Source organism: Aeromonas sp. s10, assembly GCF_040907975.1.
In the GTDB taxonomy this organism is placed as follows: domain Bacteria; phylum Pseudomonadota; class Gammaproteobacteria; order Enterobacterales; family Aeromonadaceae; genus Aeromonas; species Aeromonas caviae.
Genome location: NZ_JBFOCV010000006.1, coordinates 357,021 through 372,978, shown reverse-complemented (window position 1 = coordinate 372,978; position 15,958 = coordinate 357,021). Strand labels below are relative to the sequence as shown.

The 15,958-nt window shown below is 62.9% G+C and carries 14 protein-coding genes; 8 read left to right on the top strand and 6 right to left on the bottom strand.

The window, feature by feature from the left end:
- Positions 1-84 precede the first annotated feature (84 nt).
- Positions 85-939 carry a hydrogenase nickel incorporation protein HypB gene (gene hypB, locus AB5Y59_RS02185; RefSeq protein ID WP_368211450.1) on the bottom strand — a complete coding sequence of 285 codons (855 nt, stop codon included), beginning with the start codon at positions 937-939 and terminating at the stop codon, positions 85-87.
- Between hypB and AB5Y59_RS02180 the strand changes: the two genes are divergently transcribed.
- Positions 820-1,224, top strand: a complete 405-nt coding sequence (locus tag AB5Y59_RS02180; RefSeq protein WP_368211414.1) for a hypothetical protein — start codon at positions 820-822, stop codon at positions 1,222-1,224. The genes hypB and AB5Y59_RS02180 overlap by 120 nt on opposite strands.
- Here AB5Y59_RS02180 and hypA read toward each other — a convergent pair.
- The 5 genes from hypA to hypF form a co-directional block, all read right to left on the bottom strand.
- Complete coding sequence (gene hypA, locus AB5Y59_RS02175) at positions 1,202-1,543, bottom strand: hydrogenase maturation nickel metallochaperone HypA (RefSeq protein WP_368211412.1); 342 nt, start codon at positions 1,541-1,543, stop codon at positions 1,202-1,204. The genes AB5Y59_RS02180 and hypA overlap by 23 nt on opposite strands.
- A 69-nt stretch (positions 1,544-1,612) precedes the next feature.
- Positions 1,613-2,617, bottom strand: coding sequence for a hydrogenase expression/formation protein HypE (gene hypE / locus AB5Y59_RS02170; protein WP_368211410.1), 1,005 nt, complete (start codon positions 2,615-2,617; stop codon positions 1,613-1,615).
- Positions 2,614-3,726, bottom strand: coding sequence for a hydrogenase formation protein HypD (hypD, locus tag AB5Y59_RS02165; protein ID WP_368211409.1), 1,113 nt, complete (start codon positions 3,724-3,726; stop codon positions 2,614-2,616). Before hypD ends, hypE begins: the two co-directional genes overlap by 4 nt.
- Positions 3,720-3,971, bottom strand: a complete 252-nt coding sequence (locus tag AB5Y59_RS02160) for a HypC/HybG/HupF family hydrogenase formation chaperone (protein WP_043819819.1) — start codon at positions 3,969-3,971, stop codon at positions 3,720-3,722. Before AB5Y59_RS02160 ends, hypD begins: the two co-directional genes overlap by 7 nt.
- Before the next feature lie 5 nt (positions 3,972-3,976).
- Positions 3,977-6,388, bottom strand: coding sequence for a carbamoyltransferase HypF (hypF, locus tag AB5Y59_RS02155; protein ID WP_368211407.1), 2,412 nt, complete (start codon positions 6,386-6,388; stop codon positions 3,977-3,979).
- Between the two features lie 752 nt (positions 6,389-7,140).
- Here hypF and recR point away from each other — a divergent pair.
- From recR to AB5Y59_RS02120, 7 genes are all read left to right on the top strand, one after another.
- Positions 7,141-7,743, top strand: a complete 603-nt coding sequence (gene recR / locus AB5Y59_RS02150; RefSeq protein ID WP_010674419.1) for a recombination mediator RecR — start codon at positions 7,141-7,143, stop codon at positions 7,741-7,743.
- Positions 7,744-8,326: 583 nt separating this feature from the next.
- Complete coding sequence (gene htpG, locus AB5Y59_RS02145; RefSeq protein WP_041215349.1) at positions 8,327-10,240, top strand: molecular chaperone HtpG; 1,914 nt, start codon at positions 8,327-8,329, stop codon at positions 10,238-10,240.
- A gap of 238 nt (positions 10,241-10,478) precedes the next feature.
- A complete protein-coding gene (gene adk / locus AB5Y59_RS02140) occupies positions 10,479-11,123 on the top strand; it encodes an adenylate kinase (protein WP_010674422.1) in 645 nt (214 codons plus the stop codon).
- Positions 11,124-11,242: 119 nt separating this feature from the next.
- On the top strand, positions 11,243-12,217 hold the full coding sequence (gene hemH, locus AB5Y59_RS02135) for a ferrochelatase (protein ID WP_042882436.1): 975 nt from the start codon (positions 11,243-11,245) through the stop codon (positions 12,215-12,217).
- Positions 12,218-12,281: 64 nt separating this feature from the next.
- Positions 12,282-12,674 (top strand): MAPEG family protein, encoded by a 393-nt coding sequence (locus tag AB5Y59_RS02130; protein WP_041215348.1) that lies wholly within the window; start codon positions 12,282-12,284, stop codon positions 12,672-12,674.
- Positions 12,675-12,848: 174 nt separating this feature from the next.
- The gene (locus AB5Y59_RS02125; RefSeq protein ID WP_042863723.1) at positions 12,849-14,153 is read left to right on the top strand and encodes an inosine/guanosine kinase; all 1,305 of its coding nucleotides are present in this window, start codon (positions 12,849-12,851) and stop codon (positions 14,151-14,153) included.
- 162 nt (positions 14,154-14,315) lie between these two features.
- On the top strand, positions 14,316-15,944 hold the full coding sequence (locus tag AB5Y59_RS02120; RefSeq protein WP_039038910.1) for a methyl-accepting chemotaxis protein: 1,629 nt from the start codon (positions 14,316-14,318) through the stop codon (positions 15,942-15,944).
- Positions 15,945-15,958 lie beyond the last annotated feature (14 nt).

The window sequence follows — 15,958 nt, the reverse complement described above, 5'->3', positions numbered from 1 at the left end:
AAGTTCTACAGGTAAAAGAGAGGGAGGCATCAGCCTCCCTCTCTTGTTATCCGCCACTGGTAACGGCATTTAACCGGTTCTGGTTCAGGCACTGGCCAGCCAGTTGAGCCAGGCATCCATCCCTTCGCCTGTAGTTGCGCTGACCTGGATCACCTGAATATAGGGGTTGACCCGTTTGGCGTTCTCGATGCAGCGGGCTATGTCAAAGCTGACATAGGGCAGCAGATCGATCTTGTTGATCACCATCAGCTGGGCGGCGGCAAACATGTCCGGGTATTTCAGCGGCTTCTCTTCCCCCTCGGTGACGGAGAGGATCGCCACCTTGTACTTCTCGCCGAGATCGAAGCTGGCGGGGCAGACCAGATTGCCCACGTTCTCGATAAAGAGGATTCCCCCTTGATTGGCAGGCAGCTGGTGGCAGGCGTCGTGGACCATTTTGGCATCCAGATGGCAGCCCTTGCCGGTGTTGATCTGCACAGCAGGGACGCCGGTGGCACGAATGCGATCCGCATCGGCACTGGTCTGCTGATCCCCTTCGATCACCGCGCAAGGGCGCTTGTCGGCCAGCTGGCGCAGGGTTTCACACAGCAGGGTGGTCTTGCCTGAACCCGGGCTAGATACCAAGTTGAGCACCAGTTGGTCGGCAGTTGTGAAGTGCTCGCGGTTGTGGGCGGCCAGCGCGTTGTTCTTGGCCAGCACATCCATCTCGATGGCGATCAGCTGGCGCTGCCTCATACCGGGGACCGACAATCCCGCTTCCCCTTTGCCATAGTGCAGATCACCCTGCTGATGGTCATGGTCATGGTCATGGTCATGGTCATGGTCATGGTCATGGTCATGGCAGTGATCATGGGGATGCGTGTGGGAATGGCCGTGCTCATGAGATTGGGCATGATCATGATGATGGTCGTGGGGGTGATCATGACCCTCGTGGCTTATGGGATCTTGCACCCCGTGGTAGTGGTGATGGACATCCCCCTGATGGTGATAGTGGTGGTGAATGATCAGGGTGCGCGGCGCGCTCTGCTCGTGATCATGATGGTGATGGGCGTCATGACCATGATGATGGTCGTGTTCATGACCGTGTTCATGACCGTGTTCATGACCATGTTCATGGTGATGTTCATGTTCGTGATGATGCTCATGATCGTGCTCATGGCCGGCGATCCGCGCCTGGCCGCATCCGCATACGCTACACATATCAACTTACCTCGATGTCGGTGATGCGCAGGCTATCACCCTGCGCGACTCGTAATTTGTACCCACCACACCCGGGGCAGGCCTGCCCGCGCTCGGTGAGGGTGACCGTCTGGTTGCAGTCGTAACACCAGGCCTCTGCCTCCTGGCGCTGAAAGTGCAGCTGGGCGCCTTGGGCCACGGTGCCTTTGGCGGCCGCCTCGAAACAGAAGGCAATGGTGTCCGGGTCGACGCAGGAGAAGCTGCCGACCTCGAGCCAGAGGGCGGTCACCTTGCTAAAGCCCCGCTGGGTGGCCTGTTCGGCCGCCAGATCGATGGCGGCCATGGCCAGAGACATTTCGTGCATGGAGGCTCCTTAACCGATATGGGGAGGAGCAGTGACTCCTCCCTGTAATTGACTAGACGGCATGGCCGCTCAACAGATCCGCGGTAGCAGCTCCCCCTGCGGCAGCTCCAGATAGCGGCGGCTGCCCCAGGGGTTGTTCAGGATCACCTTGTGGCGATCGCTCGCCTGCACCACGCCGATCTGGCTGGCGGCGGGGTTGAATTGCCGCAAGATGCCCAGCGCGTCCTGCGCCTGTTCGGCAGGCAGGGCCAGCACCATGGTCCCCTCGTTGGCGAGATCATGGGGCTCGAAACCGTAGAGCTCGCACAGGCCACGCACCGGATCGCACACCGGAATGGCGGACTCCTCCAGCTCGATGGCAACGCCGGAGGCGCAGCTCCACTCGTTGAGCACGGCGGCAAGGCCACCGCGGGTGGCGTCGCGCAGGGCGTGAGGGGTAATGCCAGCCTGCAGCAGCGCTTCGACCTGCGGCCAGAGGGTGGTGCAGTCGCTCTTGAGATCGGATCCCAGTTGCAGGGCGTCACGGGCCATCAGGATGCAGGCGCCGTGACTGCCGATATCCCGCGACACCAGAATGGCGTCACCGGCCTTGAGGTTGCGTACCGAGATGCCCCGGCTCTGCTCAGGCAGAGGGAAGGTGCCGACCCCGCTGGTGTTGATAAAGATCTTGTCGGCCGCTCCCTTGGGTACCACCTTGGTGTCGCCGCAGACGATACGGGCGCCGCTGTTGGCAAGCTCTGCTGCCATCGACTCGACGATGCGGGCGAGATCGGTGTAGGGGAAGCCCTCTTCGATAATAAAGCTGCAGCTCAAATACTCGGGCTTGGCCCCCATCATGGCGAGATCGTTGACCGTGCCGGCGATGGCCAGCTTGCCGATATCGCCCCCCTCGAAGAAGAGCGGCGAGACGGTAAAGCTGTCGGTGGTGAAGGCGACGGGGCCGTTTACCGGCAGCAGGGCGGCATCTTCACCGCGCAGCAGGATCTCGTTGCCAAAGTGGCGAAAGAAGAGCTGATTGATCAGCTGGTTCATCTCCACACCGCCGCCGCCGTGGCTTAACTGAATTTCTCTCATTGGATCCCCATATATCGGTAGTAGGCATTGCAGGCCCCTTCGGAGCTGACCATGCAGCTGCCCATGGGCTGGGTCGGGGTGCAGCCCCGGCCAAAGACTTTGCACTGGTTCGGTTTGGCCAGGCCGCGCAGGATATCGGCGCACTGGCACGCCTTGTGGTCATCGATGGGAGTCTGATTGAGCGCGAAGTGGCGCTCCGCATCGCGTTTGGCAAAGGCATCGCGCAGGCGCAGGGCGGAGGCGTTGATATCCCCCAGACCTCGCCAGCGAAAGTGCTCGCGGGTCTCGAAAAAGCGCTCGACCAGCCGCTGGGCGGCTTTATTGCCGCTGGCGGTGACGGCGCGGCTGTACTGCACTTCCAGCGCGTAGCGACCCTCCACCTTCTGGCGCACCATCATCAAGAGCGCCTCCATCACATCCACCGGCTCGAAGCCGCTCACCACCACTGGCACCTGATAACGATCGACGATAGGCAGGTAGATATCGGCGCCGGTGATGACGCTGACGTGGGAGGGGCCGATAAAGGCGTTCACCTTGGCCACCCCGTCGGCCATCACCGCATGAATGGCGGGGGGCACCAGCACATGGTTGATATGAAACAGCAGATTCTCGACCCCTTGCTCTTCAGCGGCAGCCAGCAAGGCGGCCGTCATCGGGGTAGAGGTCTCGAAACCGATGGCGAAGAAGACCACGGTTTTTTCCGGATTCTCTTTGGCGATACGCATGGCATCGAGGGGGTCATAGACCGGGCGGATATCGCTCCCCTTGGCGCGCTGCTGGGCCAGCGTGCCTTTGGAGCCCGGCACCCGGATCATGTCCCCCAGGGTGACCAGAATGACATTCGGTTGACTCGCCAGCTCGATGGCCTGATCGATGCGCTCTTTGGGCATGATGCAGACCGGGCAGCCAGGGCCGTGGACAAACTCGATGCTGGCCGGCAGCAGCTGGTGCAGGCCGTACTTCATGATGGTGTGGGTATGGCCGCCACACACCTCCATCACCCGCAGCGGCTCGGGCAGATCCTTGGCCAGTTCTGTAATTTGGGCGGCGAGGGCACGGATCACCTCGGGCTGGCGAAAGCCCTGAAACAGGTCATTCAAGGTCAGCATGGCAAGATATCCTGTTTGGGCATCAGGGCCACCATCTGGCGGAAGCTCTCGAGGCTGGCCTGCGCCTCCTCTTCGTCAATCTTGCTCATCACAAAGCCGATGTGGAGCAGCACATAGTCGCCAATGTTGAGAGGCTCTTCGAGCAGCATGCAGCTGACGCGCCGCTGCACCCCCAAGGTATCGACGGTGACGCAGTTATCTTCGGGGTGCAGCTGCACCACCTGAGAGGGGATGGATAGACACATGGATTTCAGGACTCCGACAAGGTGGCACAGCCGGCTGTGGTTGGGCGGTGCGTGGCAAGATGGTGGATGGCAAACCAGAGCTGACCGGCGGCGATGCCACCGTCATTGAGTGGCAGGGTTTCGCTGGTCAATACCTGCCGGCCGGCCGCTTCGAGAGCCGGTACCAGCTGGTCCATCAGCACCCGGTTTTGAAAGACGCCGCCCCCGAGCGCCACCGGATAGCCGGGGAAGCGCCCGGCAAGGGCGATGACCAGATTGCTGATGGCGCGGATAAAACCGGCGGCCAGGCTGGCGGTGGCGGTGCCTTTTCTCTGCTCGCTGATAAGGGTGTTGAGCAACTCGGCCCACTCGATGTGCAGTGGCCCTTCCGCTGATTGGCTGAGATCAAAGGCGAGGGGGAAGGGCTGTTCATCGGGGGCCAGCTGCAAGGCGGCCGCCTCCAGCAAGAGCCCCGCTTCGCCCTCGTAATCGGGGTTATCGATCACCCCCAAGAGTGCCGCCACCGCATCGAACAGCCGACCGATGGAGCTGGTATGGGGGGTGTTGCGGCCCAGATGCCAGAGCTGGTGCAGGTTGCGGATCCGCTTAAGGGGCAGTTGCTTGATCGCCGGAATATCGAGGGTGCTGATCTCTTCCACGCCATAGGATTCAAACAGCAGCCCCAGCAACTGGCGTACCGGCTCGCGGATGGCCGCCTCGCCGCCGACAAGCTTGAAGGGGGCAAGGTGGGCAACCCGCTCAAATCCCTGAACGTCTGCGATCAGCAGCTCGCCGCCCCAGAGGGTGCCGTCATCCCCAAGGCCGGTACCGTCGAAGGCAACACCCAGCACCGGGCCTGTGATGTCGTGCTCGGCCATCACCCCCAGCAGGTGGGCGTGATGGTGCTGCACCTCGAGGTGGGTGGCACCCTGATCATGGCAATAGCGTTTGGCCCACTGGTGGCTGAGATAGCCCGGGTGGCGATCCGACACCAGCAGTTCGGGTTTGAGATCGTAGAGATCGCGAAAGGTCGTCAGGGTCTGCTCGAAGTGCTCCTGCATCGGCAGGCTGTGCAGATCGCCGATATAAGGGCTGTAGATGCGCTGGCGACCGAAGGCGAGCGCCAGCTGGTTCTTCTGCTGCGCCCCGACCGCCAAGAGCGGCACCCTGACCGCCTCTTGCAAGCTGGGAGTGCAGGGGGCATAGCCCCGGGCGAGGCGCAACGTCTGGCGTCGTCCGCCGGCCCACTGCACCAGACTGTCGTCGCAGGGGTGCAGTATGGGGCGGTTGTGATCCAGGATGCCGTCAATCTCGCTGCCGAGTTCCCTGACCACCGCCTCGTACTCGATAAGGATTGGGCTGCCGCGACCATTGGCGCTGGTGGCTACCAGCGGCATGGCGCAGGCATCCAGCAGCAACTGGTGCAGCGGAGTATAGGGGAGCATGACGCCAAGGTAGGGGATGCCGGGGGCGATCCCCTCGGCCAGCGATATGGCTGACGGTCGGGATTCTGAGAGCCGATCATCGTTTTTTCGCTTGCGCAGCAAGGTGATGGGTCTGGCCTGAGAGGTGAGCAGCTTCCACTCGTCTTCGCTGCCGGTGACATGCAATTTGGCCTCGGCAAGGGAGCCCATCATCACTGCCAGCGGCTTGCGTTCGCGCCGTTTGAGCATTCGTAATCTGGCAACACTCTGTTCATTGCGGGCATCACACATCAGGTGATACCCCCCCATCCCCTTGACCGCAATCAGGGCCCCCGCTTGCAGGGCGCGAGCAGCTTCTTGCAAGGCATCCTCGCGCTCGGCCAAGGCATCGCCACGGCCATTTCGCCAGCTGAGATGGGGCCCGCACTCGGGGCAGCTCACCGGCTGGGCGTGGTAGCGTCTATCCAGCGGGTTTTCATAGGCCGCCTCACAGCGCGGGCACATGGCAAAGCCTGCCATGGCAGTATGGGGTCTGTCGTAGGGGAGGCGGCGGATGATGGTGTAGCGCGGGCCACAGTGGGTGCAGTTGGTAAAGGGGTAGTGGTGGTGGCGATCGCTTGGATTGGCCACGTCCGTGGCGCACGCCTCGCACATCCCCTGATCCGGCGAGATGGCGACCGTGGCCGCGCTCTGCTGCTGGCTGGCTTTAATTCGAAACTGGCCATGAAATTGGCCATCGAAGTCGGGATCATGAGCGAGGGGCAGTTCCCGCTCGCTGAAATGATCGATACGGCTCAAGGGCGGCGCCAGTTCCCGCAGTTCGCGGGCAAAGCTGGCGAGCTGCTCGGGCGATCCTTCGGCGCCGATGGTGACGCCGTTGGCATCGTTCAACACATAGCCGGCAAGGCCGTGGCGCAGTGCCACCCCATAGACGAAGGGGCGAAAGCCGACCCCCTGTACGATGCCGTCGATATGAAATTCCCGGCGCAGTCGAAGGCGTGTCGACGTGGTCATGGCGCCATCCAAAGAGGGGCCAGCGCCCCTCCCTCATAACCGGGGGGCAGGGAACCCTCCCTCATGACAGGGAGGCTGGGGAGGGCCGACAGGGGCGGCCATCCGGCGATCATCCTGGGGGATGTCATGCGATATCGAACTCCCATCTGCTGGCCTGCCGCCACGGCATGGGCCATCGGGTGCAACGAACGGGGGGCAACGGGCTGCGTCGCGATAGAAGGGGCGTAGCCTGGGCAGGGGAGGGAAGCGGGCCTCTCATCCTGCCGCGGGGGCCAAGTTTACCGGGGCACTTGTCCCTATTACCTTGATCTCGCCCCTGTTTGAGTGCCAGATGCGGCGCTTCTTTGCGATCCTGTGAGCCTGCTCCGCCAGCGATCGGCGTGTGAGAACTGGCGGCGCCGCACCCCCGGGGCGCTGAACCGGCCCCTGAAGGGGGCAAGTCGAGGTGGGACGGAGAAACATCGCACTTTTTTTGTTCGGTTTTACTTAACGATTGTGGTCAATCGAGTGGAAAAATTGAACACCTTGGGGGCTGTTTTACCCCTTGCGGGGGCTGGCGGGGGGCTGCCGGCCCTGAAAAACGGGGCCAGCCCGGTTTCCCGGTGCGTCTCGGCGGCGAGACACCAGCGGGCGGGATCTGCCATTGGCGGCCCTGGGCTGGTATAGTCCTGCGCCAACAAAAGAGGTTGGAGAGACGGCTTGCCGATGCCCCTGGGGCGGCGCCTCTCTTCGCGGCATCAAAGGATATCCCCATGAAATTCAGTCCCCTGCTCGATGAGATGATGAAGGCGCTGCAGGTCTTGCCGGGCGTGGGCCCCAAGTCCGCCCAGCGCATGGCGTTCACCCTGCTGGAGCGCGAGCGCAGCGGCGGTCTGCGTCTGGCCTCCCTGCTCAACCGGGCGCTCACCGAAATAGGTCATTGCAGCCATTGCCGCACCTTTACCGAGAACGATCGCTGCGAGATCTGCGCCAATCCCAAGCGCGAGGAGAACGGCCTGCTCTGCGTGGTGGAGAGCCCGGCGGACGTGGCGGCCATCGAGCAGACTGGCCAGTTCTCCGGCCGTTACTTCGTGCTGATGGGCCACCTGTCGCCCCTTGACGGCATCGGCCCCGAGGAGCTGGGGCTCGATATCCTGGAGCGCCGCCTGCAAGAGGAGCAGATCAAGGAGTTGATCCTCGCCACCAACCCCACCATCGAGGGGGATGCCACCGCCTGGTACATCGCCGACATGGCCCGCACCGCCGGGGTGGAGGTGAGCCGCATCGCCCATGGCGTGCCGGTGGGCGGGGAGCTGGAGCTGGTGGATGGCACCACGCTCTCCCACTCCCTGATGGGGCGCCAGCGTCTGAGCTAAAGAGGCCACGAACCCCACCCCGGCCCTCCTCTTGGCAGGGGAGGGAGCAATGGATCCTGCCCCACTCCTCTCTTTGGCAGGGAAGAAAGCAACGAACCCCACCCCGGCCCTCCCCTTGATAGGGGAGGGAGCAATGGATCTTGCCCCACTCCTCCCTTTGGCAAGGGAGAAAGCAACGAACCCCACCCCGGCCCTCCTCTTGGCAGGGGAGAGAGCAATGGATCCTGCCCCACTCCTCCCTTTGGCAGGGGAGAAAGCAACGAACCCCACCCCGGCCCTCCCCTTGGCAGGGGAGGGAGCAATGGATCTTGCCCCACTCCTCCCTTTGGCAGGGGAGAGCAAGGCTGACCCCGCTATTGGCTCCACGCTCGATCCCAATCTGACCCTCCTCGCCAGACAGGGGACGACGGTGCACCTCCCCCTTGTTGAAGGGGGAGGCCGGGAGGGGGTTGCCTGTGTGGGCCAAGCGAGGGGCCGGTGTGCAAATTTGCTCTCAAGTTTGCACGCAAGCCCCTTGATATTTGAAAGGCCAACCCCATCTAGCTTGGGAATCTGTTCAACCCGACGTTTTGAGGACTGGTCGATGACCCAAAGTGTTCACGCCGAAACCCACGGCTTTCAGACTGAAGTCAAACAACTGCTGAGCCTGATGGCTCACAGCCTCTACTCCAACAAAGAAGTATTCCTGCGCGAGCTGATTTCCAACGCCTCCGATGCGGCGGACAAGCTGCGCTTCAAGGCGCTTTCCGATGCCTCTTTGTTCGAAAACGACGGCCAGTTGCGCGTGCGCCTGGTGGTGGACAAAGAGAACAAGACCCTGACCATTTCGGACAACGGCATCGGCATGACCCGTGACCAGGTGATCGAGCACCTGGGCACCATCGCCAAGTCCGGCACCGCCGAGTTCTTCAAGCACCTCTCCGGTGACCAGGGCAAGGATTCCCAGCTGATCGGCCAGTTCGGGGTGGGCTTCTACTCCGCCTTCATCGTGGCCGACAAGGTGACCGTGGTCTCCCGCGCCGCCGGCACCGCGCCGGAGCAGGGCGTGCAGTGGGAATCACAAGGGGAAGGCTCCTTCACCGTGGCTGACGTGACCAAAGCCGGTCGCGGCACCGACGTCATCCTGCACCTGCGCAGCGATGAAGAGGAGTTCCTGGACGACTGGCGCCTGCGCTCCGTGGTCAGCAAATATTCCGACCACATCAGCGTGCCGGTGGAGATGTTCAAGGAGGGTACGCCGGATCGGGAAGAAGACGGTGAAACCATCGTCGGCACCCCGGGGGAGTGGGAGCAGGTCAACCGCGCCACCGCGCTCTGGACCCGCAACCCGAAGGACATCAAGGACGAGGAGTACCAAGAGTTCTACAAGCACGTCGCCCACGACTTCGAAGATCCGCTCCTGTGGGGTCACAACCGGGTGGAAGGGGCCCAGGAGTACACCAGCCTGCTCTACATCCCGGCCCGCGCGCCGTTCGATCTCTACAACCGCGAACAGAAGCACGGCCTGAAACTCTATGTGCAGCGGGTCTTCATCATGGACGACGCCGAGCAGTTCATGCCGACCTACCTGCGCTTCGTGAAAGGGGTGCTGGACTCCAACGATCTGCCGCTCAACGTCAGCCGTGAAATCCTGCAGGACAACAAGGTGACCGCCTCCCTGCGCAAGGCCTGCTCCAAGCGCGTGCTCACCATGCTCAACAAGCTGGCGAAAGACGATGCCGAGAAGTACGCCAAGTTCTGGAGCGAGTTCGGCAATGTGCTCAAAGAGGGCCCGGCCGAGGATTACGCCAACCGGGAAGAGATCGCGAAGCTTTTGCGCTTTGCCAGCACCGCCGGCGAGGGCGAAGCCCAGACCGTGTCGCTCGAGGATTACGTTGGCCGCATGAAGGAAGGTCAGCAGAAGATTTACTACATCACCGCCGACTCTTATGCCGCTGCCAAGAACAGCCCGCACCTCGAGATCTTCCGCAAGAAGGGCGTCGAAGTGCTGCTGATGTGGGAGCGGGTGGACGAGTGGCTGATGAGTCACCTGACCGAGTTCGACGGCAAGCAGCTGGTCTCCGTCACCCGTGGCGAACTGGATCTCGGGGATCTGGAAGACGACGCCTCCAAGCAGGCGCAGGAAGAGGCTGAAAAAGCCAACGCCGGTCTGGTGGAGCGGGTCAAGAAGAGCCTCGGGGAGGCGGTGAAAGAGGTGCGCGTCACCCACCGTCTGACCGACTCTCCGTCCTGCATCGTCACTGACGCCCACGGCATGAGCACCCAGATGATCAAGCTGATGCGCGCCGCCGGCCAGCCGGTGCCGGAGCAGAAGTACATCCTGGAGCTCAACCCCGACCATGCCCTGGTGAAGAAGCTTGGCACCATCGAGGATGAGAGCCTGTTTGGCGAGTGGGTCTCCCTCCTGCACGAGCAGGCCCAACTGGCGGAGCAGGGCGGCCTCAATGATCCGGCGAGCTTCGTCTCCCGTATCAACCGTCTGCTACTCCAGGCGTGATGTGATTGTGATTGGCCCACTGCATGACAGTGGGCTTTTTTTTGGCCGTTCCCCTCTGGTGCGCTGCTGCATTTTCAATCATTTTTCGTGGTCGTCGTCTGCGTCTTTGGTCGCAGAGACGGGGCGGGAGTGTGGTGATAATCTGGCCACTCACACGGGGCGAGCTTGTTAATACGGGCGAAAACGTGTAGTTTTTTGCCTTCTCAAGAATTGAATAACCAATCAACTAGGAGCGTGTATGCGCATTGTTCTGTTGGGAGCTCCGGGCGCCGGCAAGGGTACCCAGGCTCAGTTCATCATGGAAAAACACGGTATTCCGCAGATCTCCACCGGCGACATGCTGCGTGCGGCGATCAAGGCGGGTACCGAGCTGGGCCTCAAGGCCAAAGCCGTGATGGACGCAGGTCAGCTCGTCTCCGACGACATCATCATCGGCCTGGTCAAAGAACGCATCGCGCAACCGGATTGCGCCAACGGCTTCCTGCTGGACGGCTTCCCCCGCACCATTCCCCAGGCGCAAGCCATGAAGGATGCCGGTGTGACCGTGGACTTCGTGCTGGAGTTCGACGTGCCGGACGAAGAGATCGTCAAGCGCATGAGCGGCCGCCGCGTGCACTCCGGCTCCGGCCGTACCTACCACGTGGTGTTCAACCCGCCGAAAGTGGAAGGCAAGGATGACGTGACCGGCGAGGATCTGGTGATCCGTGCCGACGACGAAGAGACCACAGTGCGCAAGCGCCTGGATGTCTACCATCAGCAGACCGCGCCGCTCATCGGTTTCTACGGCAAGGAAGCGGAAGCGGGCAACACCCGTTACGTCAAGATCGACGGCACCCAGCCAGTGGATCTGGTCAGCCAGCAACTGGCCGCCATTCTCGGTTAAGCCATTCAGGGCCGGCAGGACGCAGCCGTTCGCTGGCTGGCTACGAGGGTGAGAAAAGGGTCCATACCGGGCCCTTTCTTGCATTCCATTCCCACGACACAGAACGACAGGATGCTAACGTGACCACGAAAACCGGGATCTTGCTGGTCAATCTGGGTACCCCGGCCGCGCCGACCACGGCGGCGGTCAAGGCATTTCTCAGCCAGTTTCTGCACGATCAGCGGGTCGTCGACCTGCCGCGCTACCTCTGGTGCCCCCTGCTTCACTTCATCATCCTGCCGACCCGCTCCCCCAAGGTGGCCAAGCTCTATCAGCAGGTGTGGACCGAGCAGGGTTCCCCCCTGATGGTCATCAGCCAGCAGCAGCGCGCGGCCCTGGAGCACGAGCTCAAGCGGGAAGGGGTCGAGGTGCCGGTGGCGCTCGCCATGACCTATGGCGCCCCGTCGCTGGCCGATGGCTGGCAGGCCCTCAAGGCCCAGGGGGTCAACCGGGTGATCCTGCTGCCGCTCTATCCCCAGTATTCGGTCAGTACCACCGCCTCGGTGTTCGACGCCTGGGCCAGGGCGATGAAAACCGAGCGCAATCTGCCGGTGGTGCGGCTCATCCGCGATTACCATGCCCACCCGGAGTACATCCAGGCGCTGGCCATGAGCGTGCGTCGCCACTGGGAGCAGCACGGCCAGGGGGAGCATCTGCTGATGTCCTTCCACGGCATTCCCGAGCGCTACGAGCGGGAAGGGGATCCTTATGGTCATCAGTGCAGGCGCACCGCCGCCCTGCTGGCGGAGGCGCTGGGGCTGGCCCCGGAGCAGTGGACCGCGAGCTTCCAGTCCCGCTTTGGCAAGGAGGAGTGGCTCAAGCCCTACACGGACCTGACCGTGGGCGACTTGCCCTCTCGCGGCGTCAAGCGGCTCGATGTCATCTGCCCGGCCTTCTCGGCGGATTGCCTCGAGACCCTGGAGGAGATCCAGGTGCAGAACCGGGAGATCTTCATGGCCGCCGGTGGCGAGCAGTTTGAATACATCCCGGCCCTCAACAGCGATCAGGCCCATATCCGCATGATGGTTTCCCTCATCTGTCGCGAGCTGGCATGATGGCCGTTCTCATCCGGTGCCCGACGTGGCGGACGTTCGGATTCAACGATAAAGGAGTGTCCTGATGATGCATATCACGCTGATTTACGCCGGCCTGCTCGGGCTCTTGTTCCTGCTGCTCTCCTTCTGGGTGGTCAAGCGCCGCGCCCAGTTCAGGGTGATGATAGGGGAGGGGGAAGCCCCCGAGATGCTGGCCGCGATCCGCGCCCACGGCAACTTTGCCGAGTACGTGCCCCTCACCCTGCTGCTGATGGCCCTGTGCGAACTGGCGGGGGTCGGGTCGCTCTGGCTGCACCTGGGCGGTGTGCTGCTGCTGGTGGGTCGCATCCTGCATGCCATCGGCATCCAGATCCCGAGGGCTCCCAACATGCCGCGCCTCTTCGGCACCCTCTTCTTCTGGCTGTCGCTGGGGATTTTCTCGGTGCTGGCCCTGGTGCAGGGGCTCTCGGCAAGCTGAATGTCATCCCGCACACCACCCCGTCACGGGGTGGTTTTTTGTGGCAGGCAAGTCAAACGTTTTCCTCGCAAGCCCTTGTCTATACTGACCTCAAAATTCAATCGTGCGACTTTTCGGCGTGGTGGATTGTGTTAAAATCCCGCCCCTCTTTTCCCCAGAGCACAGAAGATTGCCATGAAATTTCCCGGTCAGCGCAAGTCCAAACACTACTTCCCGGTCGACAGACGTGATCCCCTGATCCCGCAGAATTCCCAGCTCACCGAACTGGGCAAGGCCTATGTAGTGGGCATCGATCAGACTCTGGTGGATATCGAAGCCCATGTGGACGAAGACTTCCTGAACCGGTACGGTCTGAGCAAGGGCCACTCCATGCTCATCTCCGACGAGGTGGCGGAGATGGTCTACGACGAGCTCAAGGCCAACAACATGGTGGTGAGCGAATTTGCCGGTGGCACCATCGGCAACACCATGCACAACTACTCCGTGCTGGCGGACTCCCACTCCATCCTGCTTGGCGTCATGAGCCAGGACATCCGCATCGGCAGCTATGCCTACCGCTATCTGTGCAACACCTCCTCCCGGGTCAACCTCGACTACCTGCAGCCGGTGGACGGCCCGGTCGGACGCTGCTTCACCTTCATCACCGAAGGGGGAGAGCGCAGCTTTGGCATCAACGCCGGCAAGATGGATCACCTGGATGTGGACCACATCCCCGAGACCATCATCAAGGAGGCCTCGGCCCTGGTGATCACCGCCTACCTGGTGCGCGGCGCCGACGGCACCCCCATGAAGGAGGCCGCCATGGCCGCGGTGCGCTATGCCCGCGAGGCCGGGGTGCCTGTGGTGCTGACCCTGGGCACCCGCTTCGTCATCGACGAGAATCCCCAGTGGTGGCGCGATTTCATCAGCGAGAACGTGACCGTGCTCGCCATGAACGAGGACGAGGCGGAGGCCCTGACCGGGATAAAGGATCCCCTCGGCGCGGCCGACAAGGCGCTGGACTGGGCGGACATGGTGCTCTGCACCGCCGGCCCCATCGGCCTCTACATGGCGAGCTACACCGACGAGGACTACAAGCGCGAGACCACCCACACCCTGCTGCCCGGCGTCATCCCCGAGTTCAACATGTACGAGTTCAGCCGTCCCATGGCCCGGGACAAGTGCCGCAAGCCTGCGCGTATCTACTCCCACATCTCCCCCTACATGGGCGGCCCGGAGAAGATCAAGAACACCAACGGGGCAGGGGACGGTGCGCTGTCCGCCGTGCTGCACGACATGGTGGCGAACGCCTACCACCGCATGAACGTGCCGAACTCCGCCAAGCATCTCTCGGAATTCCTGACCTACTCCTCTCTGGCCCAGGTGTGCAAGTACGCCAACCGGGTGAGCTACGAGGTGCTGGCCCAGAGCAGCCCGCGCCTCTCCCGCGGGTTGCCGGAGAAGGAAGACAGCCTGGAAGAGGTGTACTGGGAGCGGTGATACCTCTTCCTGTCGACCACGAGAAAGGGTGCCACTGGGCACCCTTTCTTGTTTTTGGGGCTGGATCATGTTTTTGGCATCGCTTTTGCTGACATCGTGGACAGCCCGCGTCGCGGCGGCATACCTTGTGTTAAGGATATGTAGCTGCTGCGGGGCGAGGGTATGTTGAGACAATGGAGTATCGGTCGGCGTCTGTCGCTGGTGACCCTGATGGTGCTGGCGCTGCTGGGACTGCTGCTGTTCTTCTGCCTGCAGATCTATCAGCAGGGGCTGATGGGTGAGAAGAGCCGCCAGACCCAGGCCCAGGTGGAGACCGCCTACAGCCTGGTGGCAGGGCTGGAAGCCAGGGTGCGCAAGGGGGAGCTGGACGAGGCGAGCGCCAAGGCCGAGGCGCTGGCGCTGATCAAGGGGTTGCGTTACGGCAACGATGACTACTTCTGGATCAACGACAGCCACCCCACCATGGTGATGCACCCCATGAAACCCGAGCTGGACGGCAAGGATCTCTCCGGGGTGGAGGACAAGCAGGGGCTCAGGCTGTTCGTCGCCTTCGCCGATCTGGCCCGGGCCCAGGGCGCGGGGGAGGTGGCCTACTACTGGCCCAAGCCGGGGGTGGACGAACCGGTACGCAAGATCTCCTACATCAAGCGCTTCGCCCCCTGGGACTGGATCATCGGCACCGGCGTCTATGTGGACGACGTCGAGGCCCAGTACCGGGAGGTGCTGCACACCCTGCTGGGGATCGGGCTGGTGCTGGCCCTCCTGCTGTTTGCCGTGGTTGGCCTCATTGTGCGCAGCATCGTCGTGCCCCTCTCCCGCTCGGTCTCGGCCCTTGGCAACATCGCCAGGGGGGAGGGGGATCTGCGGGTACGTCTGCCGGAATCGGGGCGTGACGAGCTGAGCCAGCTCAGCATCAACTTCAACCTCTTCGCCAGCCAGATGGCGCAGCTGGTGGCCCGCAGCCAGCAGATAGCGGATCAGAACCGGGTGCATGCCCACCAGCTTGCCGAGGTGGTGGAGCGTACCGGCGCCATCGTCACCGGCCAGGAGCAGGATACCCTGCGGGTGGCCAGCGCCATGGAGCAGATGACGGTGAGCAGCCGCGAAGTGGGCCAGCACGCGGCCCAGGCCGCCGACGCGGCGGACTCGGCGCTCAATCTGGCCCAGCATGGCCGCGAGGTGGTGGTCCAGACCCGGGAGTCCATCAGCCAGCTGGCGGACGAGATGGTGGAGACGGTACAGGCGGTGAGCCGCCTCGAGCAGGAGACTCAGCAGATTGGCTCCGTGCTAGACGTCATTCGCGGGGTGGCGGAGCAGACCAACCTGCTGGCCCTCAACGCCGCCATTGAAGCGGCACGGGCCGGGGAGCAGGGGCGCGGCTTTGCGGTGGTCGCCGATGAGGTGCGTACCCTGGCGACCCGCACCCACAGCTCCACCGACGAGATCCGGCAGATGATCCAGCGGCTGCAGGAGGGGGCCGGCAAGGTGGTCAGCGGCATCAGCCAGTTGCAGCAGCTCTCCCGCGCGACGGCGGACAGGGCCGGCGATGCGGATGTCGCCATCAATGCCATCGATGGATCCGTCCACACCATTACTGCCATGAATGGGCAGATTGCCACGGCGGCGGCGGAGCAGAGCCGGGCGGCGGAGGAGATCAACCAGCGGCTGGTGGCCATCACCCAGCTGGCGGCGGATGCCCTGGCCCAGAACCGGCTGACCGAGCAGGCATCCGGGCAACTGGCGCTGGCCTGCGACGAGCTGGGGGCCCTGGTGGCGAAATATCGCATCTGACGGCCTTTATCCCC

Coding starts and splice junctions, on each gene's coding strand:
- htpG (WP_041215349.1), top strand. CDS start 8,327: ATGACCCAAAGTGTTCACGCCGAAACCCACGGCTTTCAGACTGAAGTC.
- hypF (WP_368211407.1), bottom strand. CDS start 6,388: ATGACCACGTCGACACGCCTTCGACTGCGCCGGGAATTTCATATCGAC.
- recR (WP_010674419.1), top strand. CDS start 7,141: ATGAAATTCAGTCCCCTGCTCGATGAGATGATGAAGGCGCTGCAGGTC.
- hypE (WP_368211410.1), bottom strand. CDS start 2,617: ATGAGAGAAATTCAGTTAAGCCACGGCGGCGGCGGTGTGGAGATGAAC.
- hypD (WP_368211409.1), bottom strand. CDS start 3,726: ATGCTGACCTTGAATGACCTGTTTCAGGGCTTTCGCCAGCCCGAGGTG.
- AB5Y59_RS02180 (WP_368211414.1), top strand. CDS start 820: ATGGTCATGGTCATGGTCATGGCAGTGATCATGGGGATGCGTGTGGGA.
- AB5Y59_RS02130 (WP_041215348.1), top strand. CDS start 12,282: ATGATGCATATCACGCTGATTTACGCCGGCCTGCTCGGGCTCTTGTTC.
- AB5Y59_RS02120 (WP_039038910.1), top strand. CDS start 14,316: ATGTTGAGACAATGGAGTATCGGTCGGCGTCTGTCGCTGGTGACCCTG.
- AB5Y59_RS02160 (WP_043819819.1), bottom strand. CDS start 3,971: ATGTGTCTATCCATCCCCTCTCAGGTGGTGCAGCTGCACCCCGAAGAT.
- hypA (WP_368211412.1), bottom strand. CDS start 1,543: ATGCACGAAATGTCTCTGGCCATGGCCGCCATCGATCTGGCGGCCGAA.
- adk (WP_010674422.1), top strand. CDS start 10,479: ATGCGCATTGTTCTGTTGGGAGCTCCGGGCGCCGGCAAGGGTACCCAG.
- AB5Y59_RS02125 (WP_042863723.1), top strand. CDS start 12,849: ATGAAATTTCCCGGTCAGCGCAAGTCCAAACACTACTTCCCGGTCGAC.